The 17,080-nt window shown below is 44.1% G+C and carries 16 protein-coding genes and 1 tRNA gene; 9 read left to right on the forward strand and 8 right to left on the reverse strand.

Annotation, left to right across the window (positions count from 1 at the left end):
• The first annotated feature begins 167 nt into the window (after positions 1-167).
• Genes pyrC through dbpA form a run of 3 tightly spaced genes read left to right on the forward strand, consistent with a single transcriptional unit; the run spans position 168 to position 3,321 of the window.
• On the forward strand, positions 168-1,205 hold the full coding sequence (gene pyrC, locus OE749_RS16900) for a dihydroorotase (RefSeq protein WP_263713664.1): 1,038 nt from the start codon (positions 168-170) through the stop codon (positions 1,203-1,205).
• A gap of 20 nt (positions 1,206-1,225) precedes the next feature.
• On the forward strand, positions 1,226-1,903 hold the full coding sequence (locus OE749_RS16905; protein WP_263713665.1) for a crotonase/enoyl-CoA hydratase family protein: 678 nt from the start codon (positions 1,226-1,228) through the stop codon (positions 1,901-1,903).
• Positions 1,904-1,941: 38 nt separating this feature from the next.
• A complete protein-coding gene (gene dbpA / locus OE749_RS16910) occupies positions 1,942-3,321 on the forward strand; it encodes an ATP-dependent RNA helicase DbpA (RefSeq protein WP_263713666.1) in 1,380 nt (459 codons plus the stop codon).
• A gap of 34 nt (positions 3,322-3,355) precedes the next feature.
• Here dbpA and OE749_RS16915 read toward each other — a convergent pair whose 3' ends face one another.
• Complete coding sequence (locus tag OE749_RS16915) at positions 3,356-4,165, reverse strand: class I SAM-dependent methyltransferase (protein WP_263713667.1); 810 nt, start codon at positions 4,163-4,165, stop codon at positions 3,356-3,358.
• Positions 4,166-4,291: 126 nt separating this feature from the next.
• Between OE749_RS16915 and OE749_RS16920 the strand changes: the two genes are divergently transcribed.
• A complete protein-coding gene (locus tag OE749_RS16920) occupies positions 4,292-4,705 on the forward strand; it encodes an MAPEG family protein (protein WP_263713668.1) in 414 nt (137 codons plus the stop codon).
• A 50-nt stretch (positions 4,706-4,755) separates the two neighbouring features.
• Positions 4,756-6,597 carry an ABC transporter ATP-binding protein gene (locus OE749_RS16925; RefSeq protein WP_263713669.1) on the forward strand — a complete coding sequence of 614 codons (1,842 nt, stop codon included), beginning with the start codon at positions 4,756-4,758 and terminating at the stop codon, positions 6,595-6,597.
• A 100-nt stretch (positions 6,598-6,697) separates the two neighbouring features.
• Here the strand turns inward: OE749_RS16925 and OE749_RS16930 are convergent, their stop codons facing one another.
• Positions 6,698-7,102: a hypothetical protein gene (locus OE749_RS16930; RefSeq protein WP_263713670.1), complete on the reverse strand. Its 405-nt coding sequence runs from the start codon at positions 7,100-7,102 to the stop codon at positions 6,698-6,700.
• A 227-nt stretch (positions 7,103-7,329) separates the two neighbouring features.
• On the opposite strand from OE749_RS16930, the gene OE749_RS16935 reads away from it, so the two are divergent.
• The 4 genes from OE749_RS16935 (at position 7,330) to OE749_RS16950 (ending at position 9,315) form a co-directional block, all read left to right on the forward strand.
• A tRNA-Trp gene (locus tag OE749_RS16935) sits at positions 7,330-7,406 on the forward strand.
• Positions 7,407-7,466: 60 nt separating this feature from the next.
• Positions 7,467-7,844 (forward strand): preprotein translocase subunit SecE, encoded by a 378-nt coding sequence (secE, locus tag OE749_RS16940; RefSeq protein ID WP_263713671.1) that lies wholly within the window; start codon positions 7,467-7,469, stop codon positions 7,842-7,844.
• Positions 7,845-7,847: 3 nt separating this feature from the next.
• Complete coding sequence (gene nusG, locus OE749_RS16945; protein ID WP_263713672.1) at positions 7,848-8,384, forward strand: transcription termination/antitermination protein NusG; 537 nt, start codon at positions 7,848-7,850, stop codon at positions 8,382-8,384.
• A gap of 106 nt (positions 8,385-8,490) precedes the next feature.
• The gene (locus OE749_RS16950; protein WP_263713673.1) at positions 8,491-9,315 is read left to right on the forward strand and encodes a substrate-binding periplasmic protein; all 825 of its coding nucleotides are present in this window, start codon (positions 8,491-8,493) and stop codon (positions 9,313-9,315) included.
• A gap of 94 nt (positions 9,316-9,409) precedes the next feature.
• On the opposite strand, the gene dkgB is transcribed toward OE749_RS16950, so the two are convergent.
• From dkgB to OE749_RS16980, 6 genes are all read right to left on the reverse strand, one after another.
• On the reverse strand, positions 9,410-10,216 hold the full coding sequence (gene dkgB, locus OE749_RS16955) for a 2,5-didehydrogluconate reductase DkgB (RefSeq protein WP_263713674.1): 807 nt from the start codon (positions 10,214-10,216) through the stop codon (positions 9,410-9,412).
• Positions 10,217-10,383: 167 nt separating this feature from the next.
• Positions 10,384-13,575, reverse strand: coding sequence for a CHAT domain-containing protein (locus OE749_RS16960; RefSeq protein ID WP_263713675.1), 3,192 nt, complete (start codon positions 13,573-13,575; stop codon positions 10,384-10,386).
• Between the two features lie 21 nt (positions 13,576-13,596).
• Complete coding sequence (locus OE749_RS16965; RefSeq protein WP_263713676.1) at positions 13,597-14,121, reverse strand: hypothetical protein; 525 nt, start codon at positions 14,119-14,121, stop codon at positions 13,597-13,599.
• A 10-nt stretch (positions 14,122-14,131) separates the two neighbouring features.
• Positions 14,132-15,487 (reverse strand): peroxidase family protein, encoded by a 1,356-nt coding sequence (locus OE749_RS16970; RefSeq protein ID WP_263713677.1) that lies wholly within the window; start codon positions 15,485-15,487, stop codon positions 14,132-14,134.
• Positions 15,488-15,499: 12 nt separating this feature from the next.
• The gene (locus OE749_RS16975; RefSeq protein WP_263713678.1) at positions 15,500-16,153 is read right to left on the reverse strand and encodes an anti-sigma factor family protein; all 654 of its coding nucleotides are present in this window, start codon (positions 16,151-16,153) and stop codon (positions 15,500-15,502) included.
• Positions 16,131-17,054, reverse strand: coding sequence for an RNA polymerase sigma factor (locus OE749_RS16980; RefSeq protein ID WP_263713679.1), 924 nt, complete (start codon positions 17,052-17,054; stop codon positions 16,131-16,133). The genes OE749_RS16975 and OE749_RS16980 overlap by 23 nt, the downstream gene beginning before the upstream one ends.
• Positions 17,055-17,080: the final 26 nt, after the last annotated feature.

Raw genomic sequence — 17,080 nt, forward strand, 5'->3', positions numbered from 1 at the left:
CATGGCTAAGCCTTGACTAAGCCGTGACTAATCCCTGTTTATGCTAAAAGCATTACTTGCCGGAATGCCCGCAGGTGAATGACCTCAAAATGCATAAAGAATCACATCATTTCATTCATTTTAAGGCATAATACAGTGTAACTGTTTACTATGACTTTGAGGTAACCATGCAATCGATTACGCTGCAAACACCTGATGACTGGCATTTACATTTTCGCGACGGAGACATGTTAAAAGAAACCGTCCCCGCTACCGCAAGATGCTTTAAACGCGCGATAGTCATGCCCAATCTGGTGCCGCCAGTCACTGATGCCGACATGGCAAACGCGTACGCGCAGCGTATTCTAGATGCAAGGCCACAAGGCAGTGATTTCACACCGCTTATGACCTTGTACCTCACAAACCAAACCACGCCTGACACTATTGTAAAAGCAAAGCAAGCAGGTGTCGTCGCCTCTAAATTATATCCTGCGGGAGCAACAACCAATTCTGATGCCGCGGTAAAGGGCATAGAAGCGTTATATCCCGTATTTGAAGAAATGCAAAAGCAGGGCATGTTGCTGCTTATCCACGGTGAAGTCACCGAGTCTCATGTTGATATCTTCGACAGAGAAAAAGCCTTTATCGACGCACATCTACGCAAAATAGTCGATGCATTTCCTGCGCTTAAAGTGGTGTTTGAACACATCACCACGTCAGATGCAGCCGATTTTGTATTGGATGCGTCAGAGAATGTTGCGGCAACCATCACGCCGCAGCACTTGTTATTAAACCGAAATGATCTGTTAGTGGGCGGTGTGAGGCCTCATAACTATTGTTTACCTGTACTCAAACGCAATACGCATCAGCAGGCATTACGCCGTGTGGTGGCGTCGGGCTCGTCGAAGTTTTTCTTAGGCACAGACTCAGCTCCGCATGAAAAACACCGCAAAGAATCGGCATGTGGGTGTGCAGGCTGCTACAGTGCATGGAGCGCAATCGAGCTGTATGCTCAAGTGTTTGAAGATTTAGATGCATTAGATAAATTTGAAGGCTTTGCGAGTCACCATGGTCCGGATTTCTATGGCTTACCGAGAAACGAAGGAACAATTACGTTAGTGCGTGAAAGCTGGTCCATTCCCGACAGTATTGTGCTGCCCAATGGCAATCCTATCGTGCCTTTCTTTGCCGGGCAAACTATCAACTGGAAACTGCAAACCTCATAATAATTAATAAAGGAATACTCATGTCTCAATTAGTTGATCTTAATCTAAGTGAAAAAGTGGCGGTCATCACGCTACAAAATGGCAAAGTGAATGCAATTTCTCACGCATTGCTTGATGAGCTTAATGCTGCGTTGGATAAAGTTGAAGAAGCCGGTGTGGTGCTTGTTATCAAAGGCCAAGCTGGGATGTTCTCTGCGGGCTATGACTTGGCAACAATGAAAGAAAGCCCAGAAGCAGCAAAAAAATTAGTTCAGCGCGGTTCTTCTCTTACCCTTCGTTTGCTGGCATTCCCTACGCCAGTAATTGCAGCGTGCACAGGGCATGCAGTCGCAAAAGGTGCGTTTATCTTGTTAGCTAGCGATTACCGCTTAGGTGTTGATGGCGATTTTAAAATTGGTTTGAATGAAGTGGCGATTGGCATGACGATGCATCATGCAGGGATAGAGCTTGCGAAAGGGCGACTCGCACCTGTTTATTTTAATCGCAGTGTGTTGTGTGCTGAAATGTACTCACCAGAGCATGCCGTTGATGCTGGATTTTTAGATCGCATCGTGCCGGCAGAGGCAATGGATGTAGCGATCGAGCAAATTGTAAACTTTATGAGCCAACTGAACATGAAGGCCCATCACCAAACCAAGCTAAAAGCACGTAAACCGCTGTTAGAAAGCTTAGCCAATGCCATTGAATTGGATGCCTAGTTTTAAATAAATCGCATCCCACAACGATTCGGATAACTATGAAACAATCATTTTCGACACTTTCTTTACGCCCAGAATTACTAAAAGCGATTGATGATTTGGGGTTTGAGGGAATGACTGACATTCAAGCGCAGAGTTTACCCATTCTGCTTGAAGGAAAAGATGTACTTGGTCAGGCGAAAACGGGCAGCGGAAAAACAGTAACTTTTGCATTAGGGGTGTTACAACAGCTTGAGCCTAAAGACTTGCATGTACAAAGCTTAGTGATGTGCCCAACACGCGAATTGGCTGAACAGGTTGCGGAAGAAATTCGTTCACTGGCAAAGCAACTTGAGAACGTCAAAGTGCTCACCTTGTGTGGCGGAGCACCAATGGGACCGCAAATTTCTTCGTTGTCTCACGGTGCGCATGTCATTGTGGGCACGCCGGGGCGCATTATGGAGCATGTGCTTAAGCGTCGTTTGATGTTAAATAAGGTGAATACCTTCGTGCTGGATGAAGCAGACCGCATGTTAGACATGGGGTTTGAAGAAGAAATGGACATAGTTATTCGACACATTTCGAATGCGCGTCAAACATTGTTGTTCTCAGCCACGTTAAATGATCAAGTGAAGCAGGTGTCTCATCACATCCAGCGAAACCCCCAATTTGTGCATGTTACCTCAACCCACGATGAACAAAAAATTGAGCAGTTATTTTTTGAAGTTGACGAGAGTCACAAGGTGAAAGCTGCGGCCGCGTTAATTAGTGAGTGTCAGCCTAATGCCACCATTATTTTCTGCAATAAGAAAGTCACGGCGCAGGAAGTCGCCGATGAACTGAGCATGATGGGCGTGCCTGCTCTGGCACTTCACGGTGATTTAGAGCAAAGAGCTCGCACGGAAGTGTTGGTGCGATTTGAAAACCAGAGTTGTCGCGTACTGGTGGCAACCGATGTTGCTGCCAGAGGAATTGATGTTAAAGGGGTTGATCTGGTTATTAACTATCACGTAAGTGAAGATCCAGATGCACATATTCATCGGATTGGTCGTACAGGACGAGCTGATGCATCGGGCAGGGCCTATTCTTTAGTTTCTCCTTCAGAGATTTCACGCGTTCATGCTATAGAAGAGGTTGCGGGCTTCAAGGCTAAATGGAAGGGCATTCAATCTATGCGTTTTCATGCTAACCGAATTACAGAGTCTGAATTCTCCACCTTGGCCATTGATGGCGGCAAAAAAGCCAAGCTCAGACCGGGTGATATTCTTGGTGCTTTGACCAAAGAAGCAGATGTACCAGGGGAGGACATCGGAAAAATCAAAGTTACCGCCACTCATGCTTACGTAGCAATTAAATCTCGAAGTGTTAAACGCAGCATGCGGCAATTTAGAGAAGGTAAAATTAAAGGCAAGAAATTTAAAGCGCGTAAGTTGAGTTAATCACTTACGCTTTCGCCTTATGTGCGCGTGGTGACTACTCAGTTGTCGCGCGTTTCTTAAATTTCAACACAAATCTATCGGTGTTACCTCGCACGGCTTTGTCAAACACTGACATGGCATAATTATCGTTAGGATTTCGTAAATGATTGGCCTCGTCGATCCGTTCAAAGCCCGCCTGTTGCATCTGACTAATCACAATATCTGCGTGAATTCTATGTACTGTATTCCCTGAATCAGGTGTTGCTCCCTCTGCTGCTTGGTGATCAATAATCACCACATGCCCATCGTCTTTAAGTAGCGTAGATATGTGCTTCATTGCCTTGACGGGATCAACGGGGTGTTCTCGCACTTGCGTGGTAACACCATTTCGCTGATAAGATACAAAATACATGTCATGGTAATTCAGTGAGCTAAATACCACGTCTACCGAATTTTCTGGAAGCGAAATATGTGCAATCTCCGCGTCGTCGATTCGAACAACGTTTGATAGCCGATTTCCTTGTGTACGCTGCTGCATCTCGTCTTTTACGAAAGACCAAATTACCTGATCATTGTGGGCAAAGACTTTCCCGCTGTTCCCCACAATTCGCGAAAGCAGCTCTGTGTACCAGCCTCCGCCAGCATACAAATCTAAGACGGTGTCACCTTCTTGAACGTCAGCGAAGGTTAATGTTTTAAGTGGCTGTCGGGCGTCATCTCGCTCTCGGTCGACGTTGGGGCGTTCAGAATGATTTATTGCCGCTTCTACTGAGCCGTTTGCAGGCATATGAATGCCCAAAATTGATGCAAATAAAACAAACCAACTTAACCGACGTGCAGCGAAAGTGAACATGGATATGAACATGGTACTTTTCCCGACTTGAATGATTTAGGTGAATGGATGTTCTATGAAATTAGCTGGAAATTTGCGCTTCAACAAGACAATATGAAGCGCCTTATCGACACTTCAACGTAAAAGGAAATGTGAACAATGAACGCGACTATAATCGCATTGATAGGCTATATCGGCTGGACGCTTGTGTTATTGGTATGGTTAGCAACGTTTCGAACTCTCAGCGTGTTTAATCAATCTCACCCGAGTCTCAGGTTTGCGCCTGATGGCAGCGATGTATCGTCGTTTGGTTATCGGCTTACGCGCGCGTTTATGAATTGCATTGAGAGCTTCGCTTTTATCGGTGGGCTGTTACTTCTTGCCATTGCTACCGATTCTATGGCGATAACTAATGGCTTAGCATTCGTGCTATTGGGCGCGCGCATTGGGCAAAGCATTTGTCATCTGATATCGTCGTCGGCACTATTCATTCAAATACGTTTCGTGTTTTTCCTGATACAATCGATCATTTGTATGTATTGGACGTATACATTATTAATGCGTTTCATCTAGCCATAGGCTGTATGCCTGCGGCTCTTCCGTAGTATGACTTTTGGACTTTTATGTTTTCATTCTTTGAGAAACTGACGAACCCGTTTCCTGCGCAACACCCCGCTCAGCCGCCCAAATCCCTACTGGCGTTTTGCCTGCATTATTCTAAAGGCATGTGGCCTGCGATTATTTCGGTTTCTATGTTGGGGGCTTGTATTGCCATTTTGGAAGTGTCGTTGTTTGGATATCTGGGCCAGTTAGTCGATTGGTTTAGCGAACGAGATCCTGCCACGTTCTTACAAGAAGAAAAGCATAGCTTGATGTGGATGGGCGCAGTCGTTTTGGTTATTTTACCGGGCTTGGTACTAACCCAATCGATGCTGACACACCAAACGCTGCTGGGTAATTATCCCATGCGCATTCGATGGCAAGCGCACCGCTATTTATTGGGGCAAAGTTTAGGCTTTTTTCAGAATGAATTTGCGGGGCGTGTCGCTACAAAAGTGATGCAGACTGCGCTGTCTGTTCGCGAATCGGTGATGAAGTTGCTCGATATTCTGGTATACGTGAGCGTGTACTTTCTTAGTATTGTTGTACTCGTGTTTGCCGCAGACTGGCGACTTAGCTTGCCATTATTGAGTTGGTTAGTCATTTATCTTGTTATTCTTCGAGTGCTTATCCCCAAACTCAAGCGTGTATCACAGCGTCAGGCTGATGCCCGTTCTATGATGACAGGGCGCATTGTTGATAGTTATACCAATATTATGACTGTGAAGTTGTTTTCACACTCTTCGCGTGAGTCTGAGTACGCAAAAGAGAGCATGGATAATTTCCTAAAAACAGTCTATCCACAAATGCGTTTGGCAACGGTGTTGTACGGCTGCGTGTGGTTCAATAATGCGGTTTTAGTCTTCAGTGTAGCGGCAACTGCAATTTACTTATGGCTTCAACAGGTTGTGTCTCCTGGCGAAATCGCAGTCGCGGTGAGTTTATGTTTACGTTTAACGGGCATGGCACAATGGATAATGTGGGAAGTGTCGTCCCTATTTGAAAACATTGGTGCGGTACAAGATGGTATTAACACATTATCTAACCCAGTCGAAGTAGAAGATAAACGTGATGCTAAATCATTAGATGTGAATGGCGGGGCGATTGAGTTTAACCACGTTAACTTTTCGTACCCTGGTCCGAGTGGTGTTGAAATATCCGTATTTAATGATTTGTCTATCAATATTAAACCGGGTGAAAAAGTCGGCTTGGTTGGCCGTTCCGGCGCGGGTAAATCTACGCTCGTTAATCTGTTATTGCGCTTTTATGACGTTCAAAGTGGTGAAATTCGTATCGACGGGCAACCTATTAATCGCGTTACGCAAGAAAGTTTGCGCGCCAATATCAGCATGGTGACGCAGGATACGTCGCTATTACATCGCTCTGTGCGAGATAACATACTGTACGGCAAGCTCGGCGCAACAGAAGCACAAATGGAACATGCGGCACGTCAGGCTGAAGCGCATGAATTTATTCAGCAGCTGTCTGATTTAGAAGGGCGAACTGGCTACGATGCGCACGTGGGAGAACGGGGCGTGAAGTTATCTGGCGGGCAACGCCAGCGTATTGCTATTGCTAGAGTCATGCTGAAAGATGCGCCAATCCTAATTCTAGACGAGGCAACATCCGCGTTAGACTCCGAAGTTGAAATGGCGATACAACATTGCCTCAATAAGGTGATGGAAAACAAAACGGTGTTGGCGATTGCCCATCGGCTTTCAACCATTGCACAAATGGATCGATTATTAGTGCTGGACAAAGGCCGTATCGTCGAACAGGGTACACACGCGGAGTTATTGGCGTTAAATGGCATTTATGCCAAGTTATGGGCGCATCAAACCGGGGGCTTTATTGGCGTTGAATAGACGTGACAGCGCTGCAATTATCACATTTTAAAAATGTGTGTAAATGCAGCGCGTGGTTAAAAATAGTTTAATTGTATAAGTCAGATAACAGTGGGCCGCATTAGGTTTTCGGAGTGAGGCCTTTTGCCCGCTCTTCCATTGCATCGTCTAACGAAAAGCCTTTTTGCTTCCAATTTTGTGCTTGTTCTGCGGTAAAGTTTTCCTCAGACCATGCAAGGGCGCTTTCAAGATCGAATCCTTGATTACGCCAAATCGCTGCTTCTATGGCGTTAAAGCGAGATTTTGACCATGTGAGAATATCGTCAGGTTCGACGAACCCTTGCTGTCTCCAGCTGACAATGTCAGTCGCTGTTAGGCCGTTGTCTTGATACTCCTGAGCTTGGCTCTCGCTAACATTAATGGATTTCCAACGACTTTCTTCTTCTGCGGTCATGTCGTCCCAACCGTGGCTAGACGCACACGCAGCCAGTACTCCGGCACCGATGATGATTGCGATATTTTTCATTTCCTTTACCTCTTTTCGCTAACGTATTGTTACGCAATAAGTAATAGATGAAAGATCGCGAAAATGCGAATTTGTAATGGGGTAAAACGTTATACGAGTATTGTATCTCGACAAACATTGAGTATAATACGCGTCCCTCCTTGTGTTAATCAGCTTTTATCCCTAAAACGAAGCGTTTCACAAGGTTGGTGCAACTGAATTTTGCGCGAATGCGCAAAGGGATATGCAGGGGTGTAGTTCCAATTGGTAGAACAGCGGTCTCCAAAACCGATGGTTGGGGGTTCGAGTCCCTCCACCCCTGCCAAACAGATTGAATGTCGATGTGAATAACACCTCGACTAAATAAAGCGGAAGTAAAGTGAGCATGAGCGAAAATACTGAAACGCAATCCAATGGCCTTGATATGTTTAAGTGGGTTATTGTTATTGCCCTTTTAGCCGGTGTAGTAGCAGGAAATTACCTATTCGAAGAGCAATCTGTACTGATTCGTGCCGTTGTTGCTGTATTAGGTGTTGTTGTTGCTGGTTTTGTTGCGGCAAGCACAGAAAAGGGTGCTACCTTTATTAATTTCGCGAAGGAATCTCGTACTGAAGTTCGCAAGGTTGTGTGGCCAACAAGACAAGAAGCAACCCAAACAACATTGATCGTTTTAGCTGCTACAGTAGTTGTATCGTTACTTTTATGGGGACTAGACGGCATTATCGTGCGTTTGGTTTCATTTATTACCGGATTGGGGATTTAATTAATGGCTGGCAAAAAGTGGTACGTTGTACAAGCGTTCTCAGGTTATGAAGCGCGCGTACAAAAAACACTGAAAGAACATATCAAGATGCATGATATGGAAGACTACTTTGGTGAAATTCTTGTTCCTACCGAAGAAGTTGTCGAGATGCGTGCTGGTCAAAAACGCAAAAGTGAACGTAAGTTTTTTCCAGGTTATGTTCTCGTAGAAATGGAAATGAACGAAGACTCTTGGCACTTAGTTAAGAGCGTACCTCGCGTACTAGGCTTTATCGGTGGAACATCTGACCGTCCTATGCCAATCAGCAAGCGTGAAGCAGACGCAATCTTAAATCGCTTAGAAGAGTCGGTAGACAAGCCAAAACCAAAAACATTGTTCGAGCCAGGCGAAGTGGTTCGTGTTACCGATGGTCCTTTTGCAGACTTCAACGGCGTAGTCGAAGAAGTCGACTACGAAAAGAGCCGCCTGAAAGTTTCAGTATTGATTTTTGGTCGTTCTACGCCAGTCGAATTAGAGTTCGGGCAAGTAGAGAAAGGCTAATCGGCTTTTCTGCTTAAACATTTTGATAAAAGGGTGACGGACGTCACCCTTTTTTATTTGTGCGAAGGAGTTGCAAGCTTTAAGACACACTAAGAGTAGTAAACGCATGAGAGTAGTAAGTGCATGCATTGGGTTTCTTTTTTCGGCGCTGGCTCTCATCACACCGGCGCATGGTATTGGCGCTGCGAATAAAGACCTATCAAAACCCAGCATTGTTGTGGCTGATACTGATTGGGCACCGTTCTTCTTTGCTGGTAGAGTTTGGACACAAGACGGCTTAGCAAAAGAAGTGCTAAAAAGGTGTATTCCTGAAGCAGGTTTTCAACCACAATTTATGTTCATTCCAGTCGGGCGCCTTAAGCAGAATGTAACGGAAGGTATGGTTGATATTAATGTTTATGGTCATAATCCAGAGCGTGATGCATTTGTGACCTACGGCAAAGAAAGTGTCTTTGAATCTACCTATCGTGCATTTATTAGAAATGACGCGACATTTGATGTTGAGCATTCGGTTGACTTCAAGCCATTGAAAGTGGGTCACTTGAATGGCTTAAATTACTGGCCTGAATATAGAACGGTGATAAAAAGTAAAACCGACATGGGTGAAGTGCATACGGTCAAAAGAGATGAAGAACTTGTTCATGCTCTAGTAAACGGCGATGTGGACGTAGTAGTGGCATCGAGTACCACATTTCATTGGCATGCACAGCAATTAGGTCTCGGGCATAAGGTGAAAGCAACAACGTATGGTTCTGACTCAAGGGCGTATTTCATGACGCTCTCAAAATCATCTGAAATAGTGAAGGACCACGCGGCATTTTTGCACTCAACAGATCAATGTATTCGCAACATGAAAGAATCTGGTGAGTACAACGAGATAGAATCGCGTTATTACTCTCACTATTATGCAATCACGCAAGCACCGTTTTAACTATCAAGCGAAGTATGTGGCGTCTCACCTAATGTATTAACATCTTGATTGAACGCCACATACTGACGATGAATGCAATTAAGTCTGACGTAGATTACCAGTCGGGCGCAAAGTCAGGATCTATCATTCGCTGGTTGGTGTCCAGTTCATTGATGGCATCCATATCTTCTTTTTCTAGCCTGATATTTCGCGCCGAAAAGTTTTCCGCTAAATGCGCCTTACTCGTGGATGCTGGTATTGGGATTAGCCCCTGCTGTAACTGCCATGCGATCGCAATGGTGGCGGGCGATACATTATATTTCTTCGCTATTTTCGACATTAGGCTATTTTTTACCACCTCACCGTTGCCCAGCGGCATATAGCTGACGATTTGAATACCTTGTTTATTGCAGTAATCCACCGTGTGGCGGTTTTGAAACAGAGGATGCACTTCTACCTGATTCACCAAGATATTCTCTTTGCCGATGACCTCTGCCGCTTCTTCAATGAGTTGTGGTGTAAAGTTAGACACACCGATAGAGCGTGTTTTACTTTTATGCATACATGATACAAGTTCAGGCAAGTATTCAGACATAGGAACTTGATGATCGGGAGAGGGCCAATGAATGAGTAAAAGGTCTACATAGTCGGTTTGTAGCTTCTCAAGGGATTGATCAACACTGTCTATAAATTTATCTTTAGTAAAATTATCAAACCATACCTTGGTCGTGAGAAAAATATCCTCTCTGTCTACGTTACTTTGCGAGAGCACATCACCAATATCTGCTTCATTGTCGTAAATTTGCGCTGTATCTATATGACGAAAGCCTACCTCTAGAGCATGTTCTGTCGCTTGTTTGACCTCAGTCCCTTTCAAACGGAAAGTACCAAAGCCTGGTGAGGGAATTGTAATGATAGCCATTTTAATCCTTACTGAGTTACGAAAGAACTTTCTATCATGAAAAGATAATGCCAACTTATAAGGTGTTGATATATCTGAAAATAACATCATTACATCTTGCATGAATTAGAAAATACTTCACTGATTCTGAAATTTTTACCTGTGATTTGTGCTCGAATCAGTGCATGTCAGTCAGGAATTGAAATCGTATGTATACCTGTAATGGAGTAGTGTGTGTATGCAGCCCAGTAAAATGGATGTGCAAACCGTCGGTTGTTACGCATGTTACTTCTTGCGCGTGCGAGCGCTTCACTAACAGAACCTGTTTCGCTTAACGCATCATAAAAGTAGGCCATGAAGGTTAAAGATGCGCGGTCAGAAACGGGCCATAGTGTTGCGACAACATTTTCAGCGCCGGAAGACAAAAAACTCCTCGCCATACTCATTAATCCTTCACCGTGTGCATTGATACCTAACGCGGTTTGACAACCGTTGATCATGACGAGCTGATTGGAAAAAGGATATTGGCTTAACTCAGAAAATGTCACAAAGCCTGGATCTTTGATGCCAAACTCATCTTCTGTTGCGAGGGTGAATCCTACGTTAAGAGGAGATTCTTCATTGAAATAACTATGAGTGGCAATGTGTAGAATTGTCGCATTGCGACTTTGCTGTGTAAGTAAATGTTTGCGATTGGCGCGATGACCTGAAAACGACACAGTGCTTTCCTCCCCAAATAGCGTTTTTAAATGTGTCGCTTCTAATTTGGACCACGGCAATGAAGGAAGAGAACTCAACCAGTTTTCTTTACCGCTACTATGGCTAATAAAAGGGTCGGTAAACACAGCGACATTAAAAGATTCAGCCGAGGAAGTTCGAGGCTTATGTAAGGTTTTACTGGATAATGATGGAAGCATTGTCACCGATGCCAATTCTCCTAATGATGCATTGAATGCCTCAAGATACAGTGCCGAAAACGGTACATTATGAAGAAACTGGTGAGGTGCGATATAAATTTGATCAAAACGGGTAATGTCTATTTGCTTGAATAGCGCCTTGCCCAATTCAGAGAGTCGGTCGGCCACGCTCCAGCTTCTCGATGCGATGGCCTCTAAAGCGAGATCATTGAGTTTACTTAACTCGTCAACACTGCCTATGTGCTTATACTCTATAGTTTGAGATGACACGAAAAAAGCACCAATCGTATTTTGGTTAACAAGGTAGTGCACCCCCATCTCGCTGGGACTCAGTATCGACAGTATCTCTTTAGCATTGAGTGGGGTAATACCAACAGTATCTGTTGGTAACGCGTGAGGTGTGAGGCTTCGGTAATGTTCAACCTCACGCTGCGATAGACTTTTCGGGCCAGAGTGATGCTTAAGTTTCAGCAAATCGGTTTCGATGTTGAGTGCCAGAGATAAAGAATCATACTGGGTATCTTGATGACTTATAATTTGCGTAGACAAAGCACTTATTTTGTCGAGCGTCGTTTGGGTATTCTCGTTAACCTCTCGACGTTCATGAAATACCGCGCGTTTTAGGTTGATACCGCGAATCAGTTCGCTGGTTTCTAATGCTTTCTGAATAGATTGTGGGGAATTCTGGGCAATGAAATAACTAATAACCGTAGCAAAGAATCCATCGACGGTGCCGCTCCAAGCAGGGCCTAACTCAAAGGGCTCTATCTCTGAAAGTGTTTGAATAATAGACGCTGTGGTTTCGTTAATAGTGTGTTCCACTTGTGAGACATTTTTACTCTCTATGAGTTTGTGCGTTAGGTGCATTTGCATTTTGATTGCTAGCGTTGGATCTGCGCTGGTTTTGGCGATATCAATAGCCTGTGAGAGCGTAGTAAGTGCTGAACTTGCGTTACTTTTCATCCATTGGTATTCTCCTTTTGCCTGAAGTGCATTGGCTAAAACGTCATTATCAGTAATGGCGCCCATCACATGAAATAAGCGTGTTGCAATCGCATCCCGTGCGGTTAGCTCGGAGCCTTCGTTTTTCAATAAATAAAACTGAAGAGTTAATGCTCGCGCCAAATCATCTGCCGACGAAGTCGTTGTAGAGAAAAAATCTAAGCAGCGCGTAGCTGCGATAGCGGCTTGTTGTTGGTTACGTAATGCAAGGTATGCTTCACCCAGAAAGCAGTCAATTCGGGCATTCCAAACCGGTGTTTGGTTATAAGTCAGTTCCTGCGCGCGTTTTAAATAAATGATGGCTTTACTGTAAAGGCCCAGCGCCAAGTAAGTGCGCCCTAAGTTTCGATAAATAACAGACTCCCGTTGTTCATCGTCATTGTCGCCAAGTAATGATAGCGCAATAAGGTAGTTTCGTTGTGCGCTGTCTAATGCGCCCAAGCTTTTGAAAACCCAGCCAATGTTACTGTGTAAAATCGCCTTGCGAGTTTGACTGACGCCTGTTAAACCAGAAGCTAGTGCTTCAAACTCCATATCCAGCGCTTTCTTCAACAGTTCGGGACGACGCACCGTATTTTCATTAGATAACTTAATATATAAATATCCAGCGTTGTCATAGAGTGTTGCCAGTATATCCGGTGACAACGCAGACTTTAGGTTCTCTTTTGATAGGGAGACAATGGCGGTGTCAAGAAGCGCCTTAGCCTCCATGGTTTTATTTAAAATTAATTTCGCTTCTGCAAGCATTGACGTCGCTTGTACACGTAAGTTTAAAACCATCCGTGTCAGTGGTTGTGCTTCTAACTGTGTGATTAAGTTGCTGAGTTTCTGTTCTGCTTCTGTTGCACGATCCTGACGTAAATAAATATGACTCTCAATAACCGTTAAGTGTTGGCCTGTCGTTGTATGGATGGGATAAATTGGACGAGACTTTTCTATAAAATTTAACGCTTGTTGATATTCGAATATATCAAAGTAAGCAGCAGCGACATTCTGGGCAATGAAGTCTCGTAAAGCGCCTTCCTGCATGTGTACTTTTTCAAATAGACCCGCCAATATTGCAGCCGCGGTGACACGCGCAGTTTTGCGTTTTGTTTGCCATAAGCGGTTGGTTTCTTCGAGTAAATCTGACGTATCTTTTGAGGACAATGGAATCAGCTCAATAGGAGCGGGGAGCACATTTGAGTTTTGTATCTGTTTCTTGTAAAGGCACCAAGGGTGGCGTGAAGATGAGGAGCCATGATTGAGTGCAAATTCATGGTTTGCGGTCTTAGAAGGAAAATCGAATACAGTACCTGTAGGTGAGCGTAATACGATATCTCCTTCTGATTGAGACACCAACACGCCCCCGACAGGTTGTAAAATAATTTCACTTTCCAGCGGCCAGTTCTTGAAGGTTTCCGGGCATACCATTCCCCAACTACTCGCCGTGAAAAGCCAAAGAGAAAGGAGGTATCTCAACTGCTTCTCACTTTTTCCACATTACATGTTATTGACACACTGCCATTTTGAATACGCGACAGGAAGTTTGGTTTTACTCACCTCAGAAGCATGCAGCTCGGTTGATTGGCCATTCGCTTTTGTCTTTATGTCATCTTGATACGCGGCATTAAACAAAGAAATAACATCTTTTTTCGACATATCTTTTTTGATTTCGACATTTTCGATATTGTTTGACCAAAACCAATAATGCACCATAAAGCTTTTGTCTTTTTCTCTCTCCACGTACGTGGCTTCAAGCAGATGATCTCTCCCATTTTTATGATCTTCAATGCTATATATCACCGCCGACGGCAAATCCTTTGACGCAATACCAGCACAGTCCATAAATTCAGCATTGCCGTCGCTATCCACTTTGAAGGTCGATACACCTTTATGGTTGGCAACAGCATAAAAAAGGTGCTCTTCAGTAGGGTAATAAGCGGCATTACCTTCATCGCCACGTATATCCTTGTCGTGGAACTGCCATTTTCCGTTAAAGTCAGTGTAATCACTCATAGTATTCATCGTAGGTTCCTTAATCTTTTCCGACTAAATCCAGTAATGCTGTGATGGATTTAGTGGGTGTCTGCAATTGTTCAGGGTAATGTTGGCCTTTCCATTTGCCTCTTTTGAGCAATTTTGCAAACGTATCGCCAACAATGAAGCTGGCTAGCGGACCAAGATGTTTCCGTTTGCCGAGCGCTTTCACCTCTCTTAGCACGTAATACCACAACGGAGGAGAATCAATAATGTCGCGTTTGTTTGGAATGTGATTAAAGTTAGTTAGCCCTTTATCGAATATCTTGTCTTTAGGTATAGCTTTGAGTAGCGGGCGGATATCATTAGGTAATGTGGCTTTTATTTCTTTTATCATTGTCCATGCATCAGGTAAGTTTAATGCTCGCCCTCTTAGCAGGTTAACAATGGCAAGTTGTCCATTCGGCCACGCTTTATCTGGTACTTCAATGATTGTACTTGGTTTGATTGTTCTTGCCTGCTGTGCATGTGGTGAGAAGAACATAGACCAATCTACGGTTAGCCATTCAGGAAGATGATGGTATCCACCTAGGTTGTTCTTCCCTGTGAATAAAAAGAGATCACTGAGTGTCACTCTGTCAGATTGACTGTTAAGAAAGTAGGCATCTTTGACCATGGCATGACCAAATCGAAATGCGGCACCATTGAAGGCTAAAGGAAGTCCACTCTCTGTATCCTTATTCCAATAGCAGTGCAACTGGCTTGCGGGTTTGTCAAAATAAAAGGCCCAGATTTGAGGGTGAAGAATTGTTTTTAAGAAGTCCTCAACAATAATGTGTTTATAGCTTTCAATCACGTAAGCTCTGGCTTGTTGATAGGTGGCTTCTCCATTATGAGTAAATGGAAATAAAATTGATGCCACCTTATTGTGAAAGCGCATGAACAAAGTATGAAATTGGGCGAGCAACAAATGTGCATCGTTGCGTGGATCAGGAATGATGGCCGTTTTATCTGCTCTTCTAGGTAAATCGTAAAGGCGACGATGATCGATTCGACCTTGTGAGTCAAGTATGGGAGATAGCCTCAAATGCCCGGTTGTCGTATTTACGGGCGCGCTTATATCGTTAAAACCAGTACCATACATCGACATCAAGTCGAGCTGCGGTGTCGCGTGGTTGACGGCATTTTCAACCCCGTGGTTAGCATCTACGGGTGTATTCGAGGTGGAGAGTTTAGACATATCGTGATCAATAAACTGTCCCAAATACGTATAACCTGCTTTTATAAATCGCCCCTCACCGCTGGTGTCTGCTTCATGCATGGCAATGCCTAGATCAACTAAGGTACCTATAGAGGGGGCTTGATGAGTGTGCTGAAGATTTTGCTGTAGGTGAAGTGGTAGTCCGTTACGCATAATTTGTCCCAGCTACTCGATTTTAAATTGCGACTCAGCAATGATTTCTTTTTGCTTATCAAAGAGTCGAATTTGATATTCACTGCCGTGTAATTTGTCAGTGGGTAGCATTATAGCAATTTCGCCATGCTCGTCTGTTACATTTATCGTAGTCGAATAAACGGATTCTGTCGTAGAAGCGGTTGTTACATCTATGGTGTATTGTGCTTTAGATAGTGGGCGAGTTTGCCAAAATACGAGTAAAGATTCTGCCCCTGGGCGCTTCTTAAATACAGCCATGGGCTGGGAGGAAGAGCGTACGGTCTCCAGAAATACCACACTTGATGTCGCGGTAAACGTATCATTTTGAGAGTGGTAAACCTTAAAAACATAAGAACCCGATAGAGAAAATACGAGTATGGATGCAGCCAAAGCTTGCCAGCTATATTGGCTAATTCGTGACTTTATAGAGGCAACTTTGCTAGTGACTGGCTGCCTTAATTTCTGAACTTCAGGCATGTATTTGTGAAGAAGCGCTTCAATTTCCATCTCGTGAAGGAGTGCTGGGTCGCTGATTAAGCGAGTTTCAAATTCAATTTCTTCCTCCGGCGTCAGCATTCCCTTGTGATAGCGGTGGAGCAAATCGTTTAAATCGTTATTGAATTCACTTGTTGGTGTATTCGTCACGGTAGGCTCCTATAGTGTTTACTTCGAACGTGTGTAAGTCAGAATCTTTTATCCTGCTGTATGGTAAGTGCGAAGAGGAATAAAATTCTCCCACTTCACTGTGTGTCACCTGTTCAGGAGTCTGTTTTACGGAGCTCGCTATTAGCGAATGGGTGAGTGTGCTCACGATTGCGAGGGAGAGTAAGTGAGACAACGTGGTATGAGAGACGTCTAAATTTAGCCGTGAACTCAAGGTCAATTTTAGCCTTTCCTTTGCCCTGTATAACACACGATCAAAGTGCTCAGGCGTAAGAGATAGTTGGCTGCAAAGGGTTTGCTTAGGTGTATTGTGTAAGTAATAGGATGTGATGAGCTCACGGTCTCTTTCAGTGGGAAGTGTTTGAATGACTTCTACCACGATCTCTACTAGCTGTTGTTGGCCAATTCGCTCCGTCGGAGAGACGGTATTATCCGCAAATTTCACATCAATATCTTCCGAGGCGTCAGTTTTGCTTACTCCTGCTTTGCGATAATAGGCGATGGTCAGATTAATCCCGACTTGACGAATAAACGATGCTAATCCGGATGGAGAGGTGATTTCACCTTTCCTCGCTTTTGTAATAACCGTGATGAAAGTATCTTGCGCGATGTCATTCGCAAGTGTCGAATCTTGAGTGTGTCGATTTAGAACATACAGTAACCCTCTCCAGTAATAACTGACGAGACTTTGTTCTGCGGATTTGTCACCACTTTCGATACGTTGAATGACCTTTTCGGGAGAAAAATCCTTCAAACTTTCTTGTGTGCCCTGCGAATGATTAATGGTGACCACCCTACTTTTATTTTCCTTATTGTTTTCAGCTAGACTAGGTGATTTTATGCGGCCTTGCAACTTGCTGATTAGACTCTGGAGGTCTTTCAATTTTCTCCATTTAACACCAAACCACA

It is taken from the genome of Fluctibacter corallii (assembly GCF_025751585.1).
Taxonomy (GTDB): domain Bacteria; phylum Pseudomonadota; class Gammaproteobacteria; order Enterobacterales; family Alteromonadaceae; genus Fluctibacter_A; species Fluctibacter_A corallii.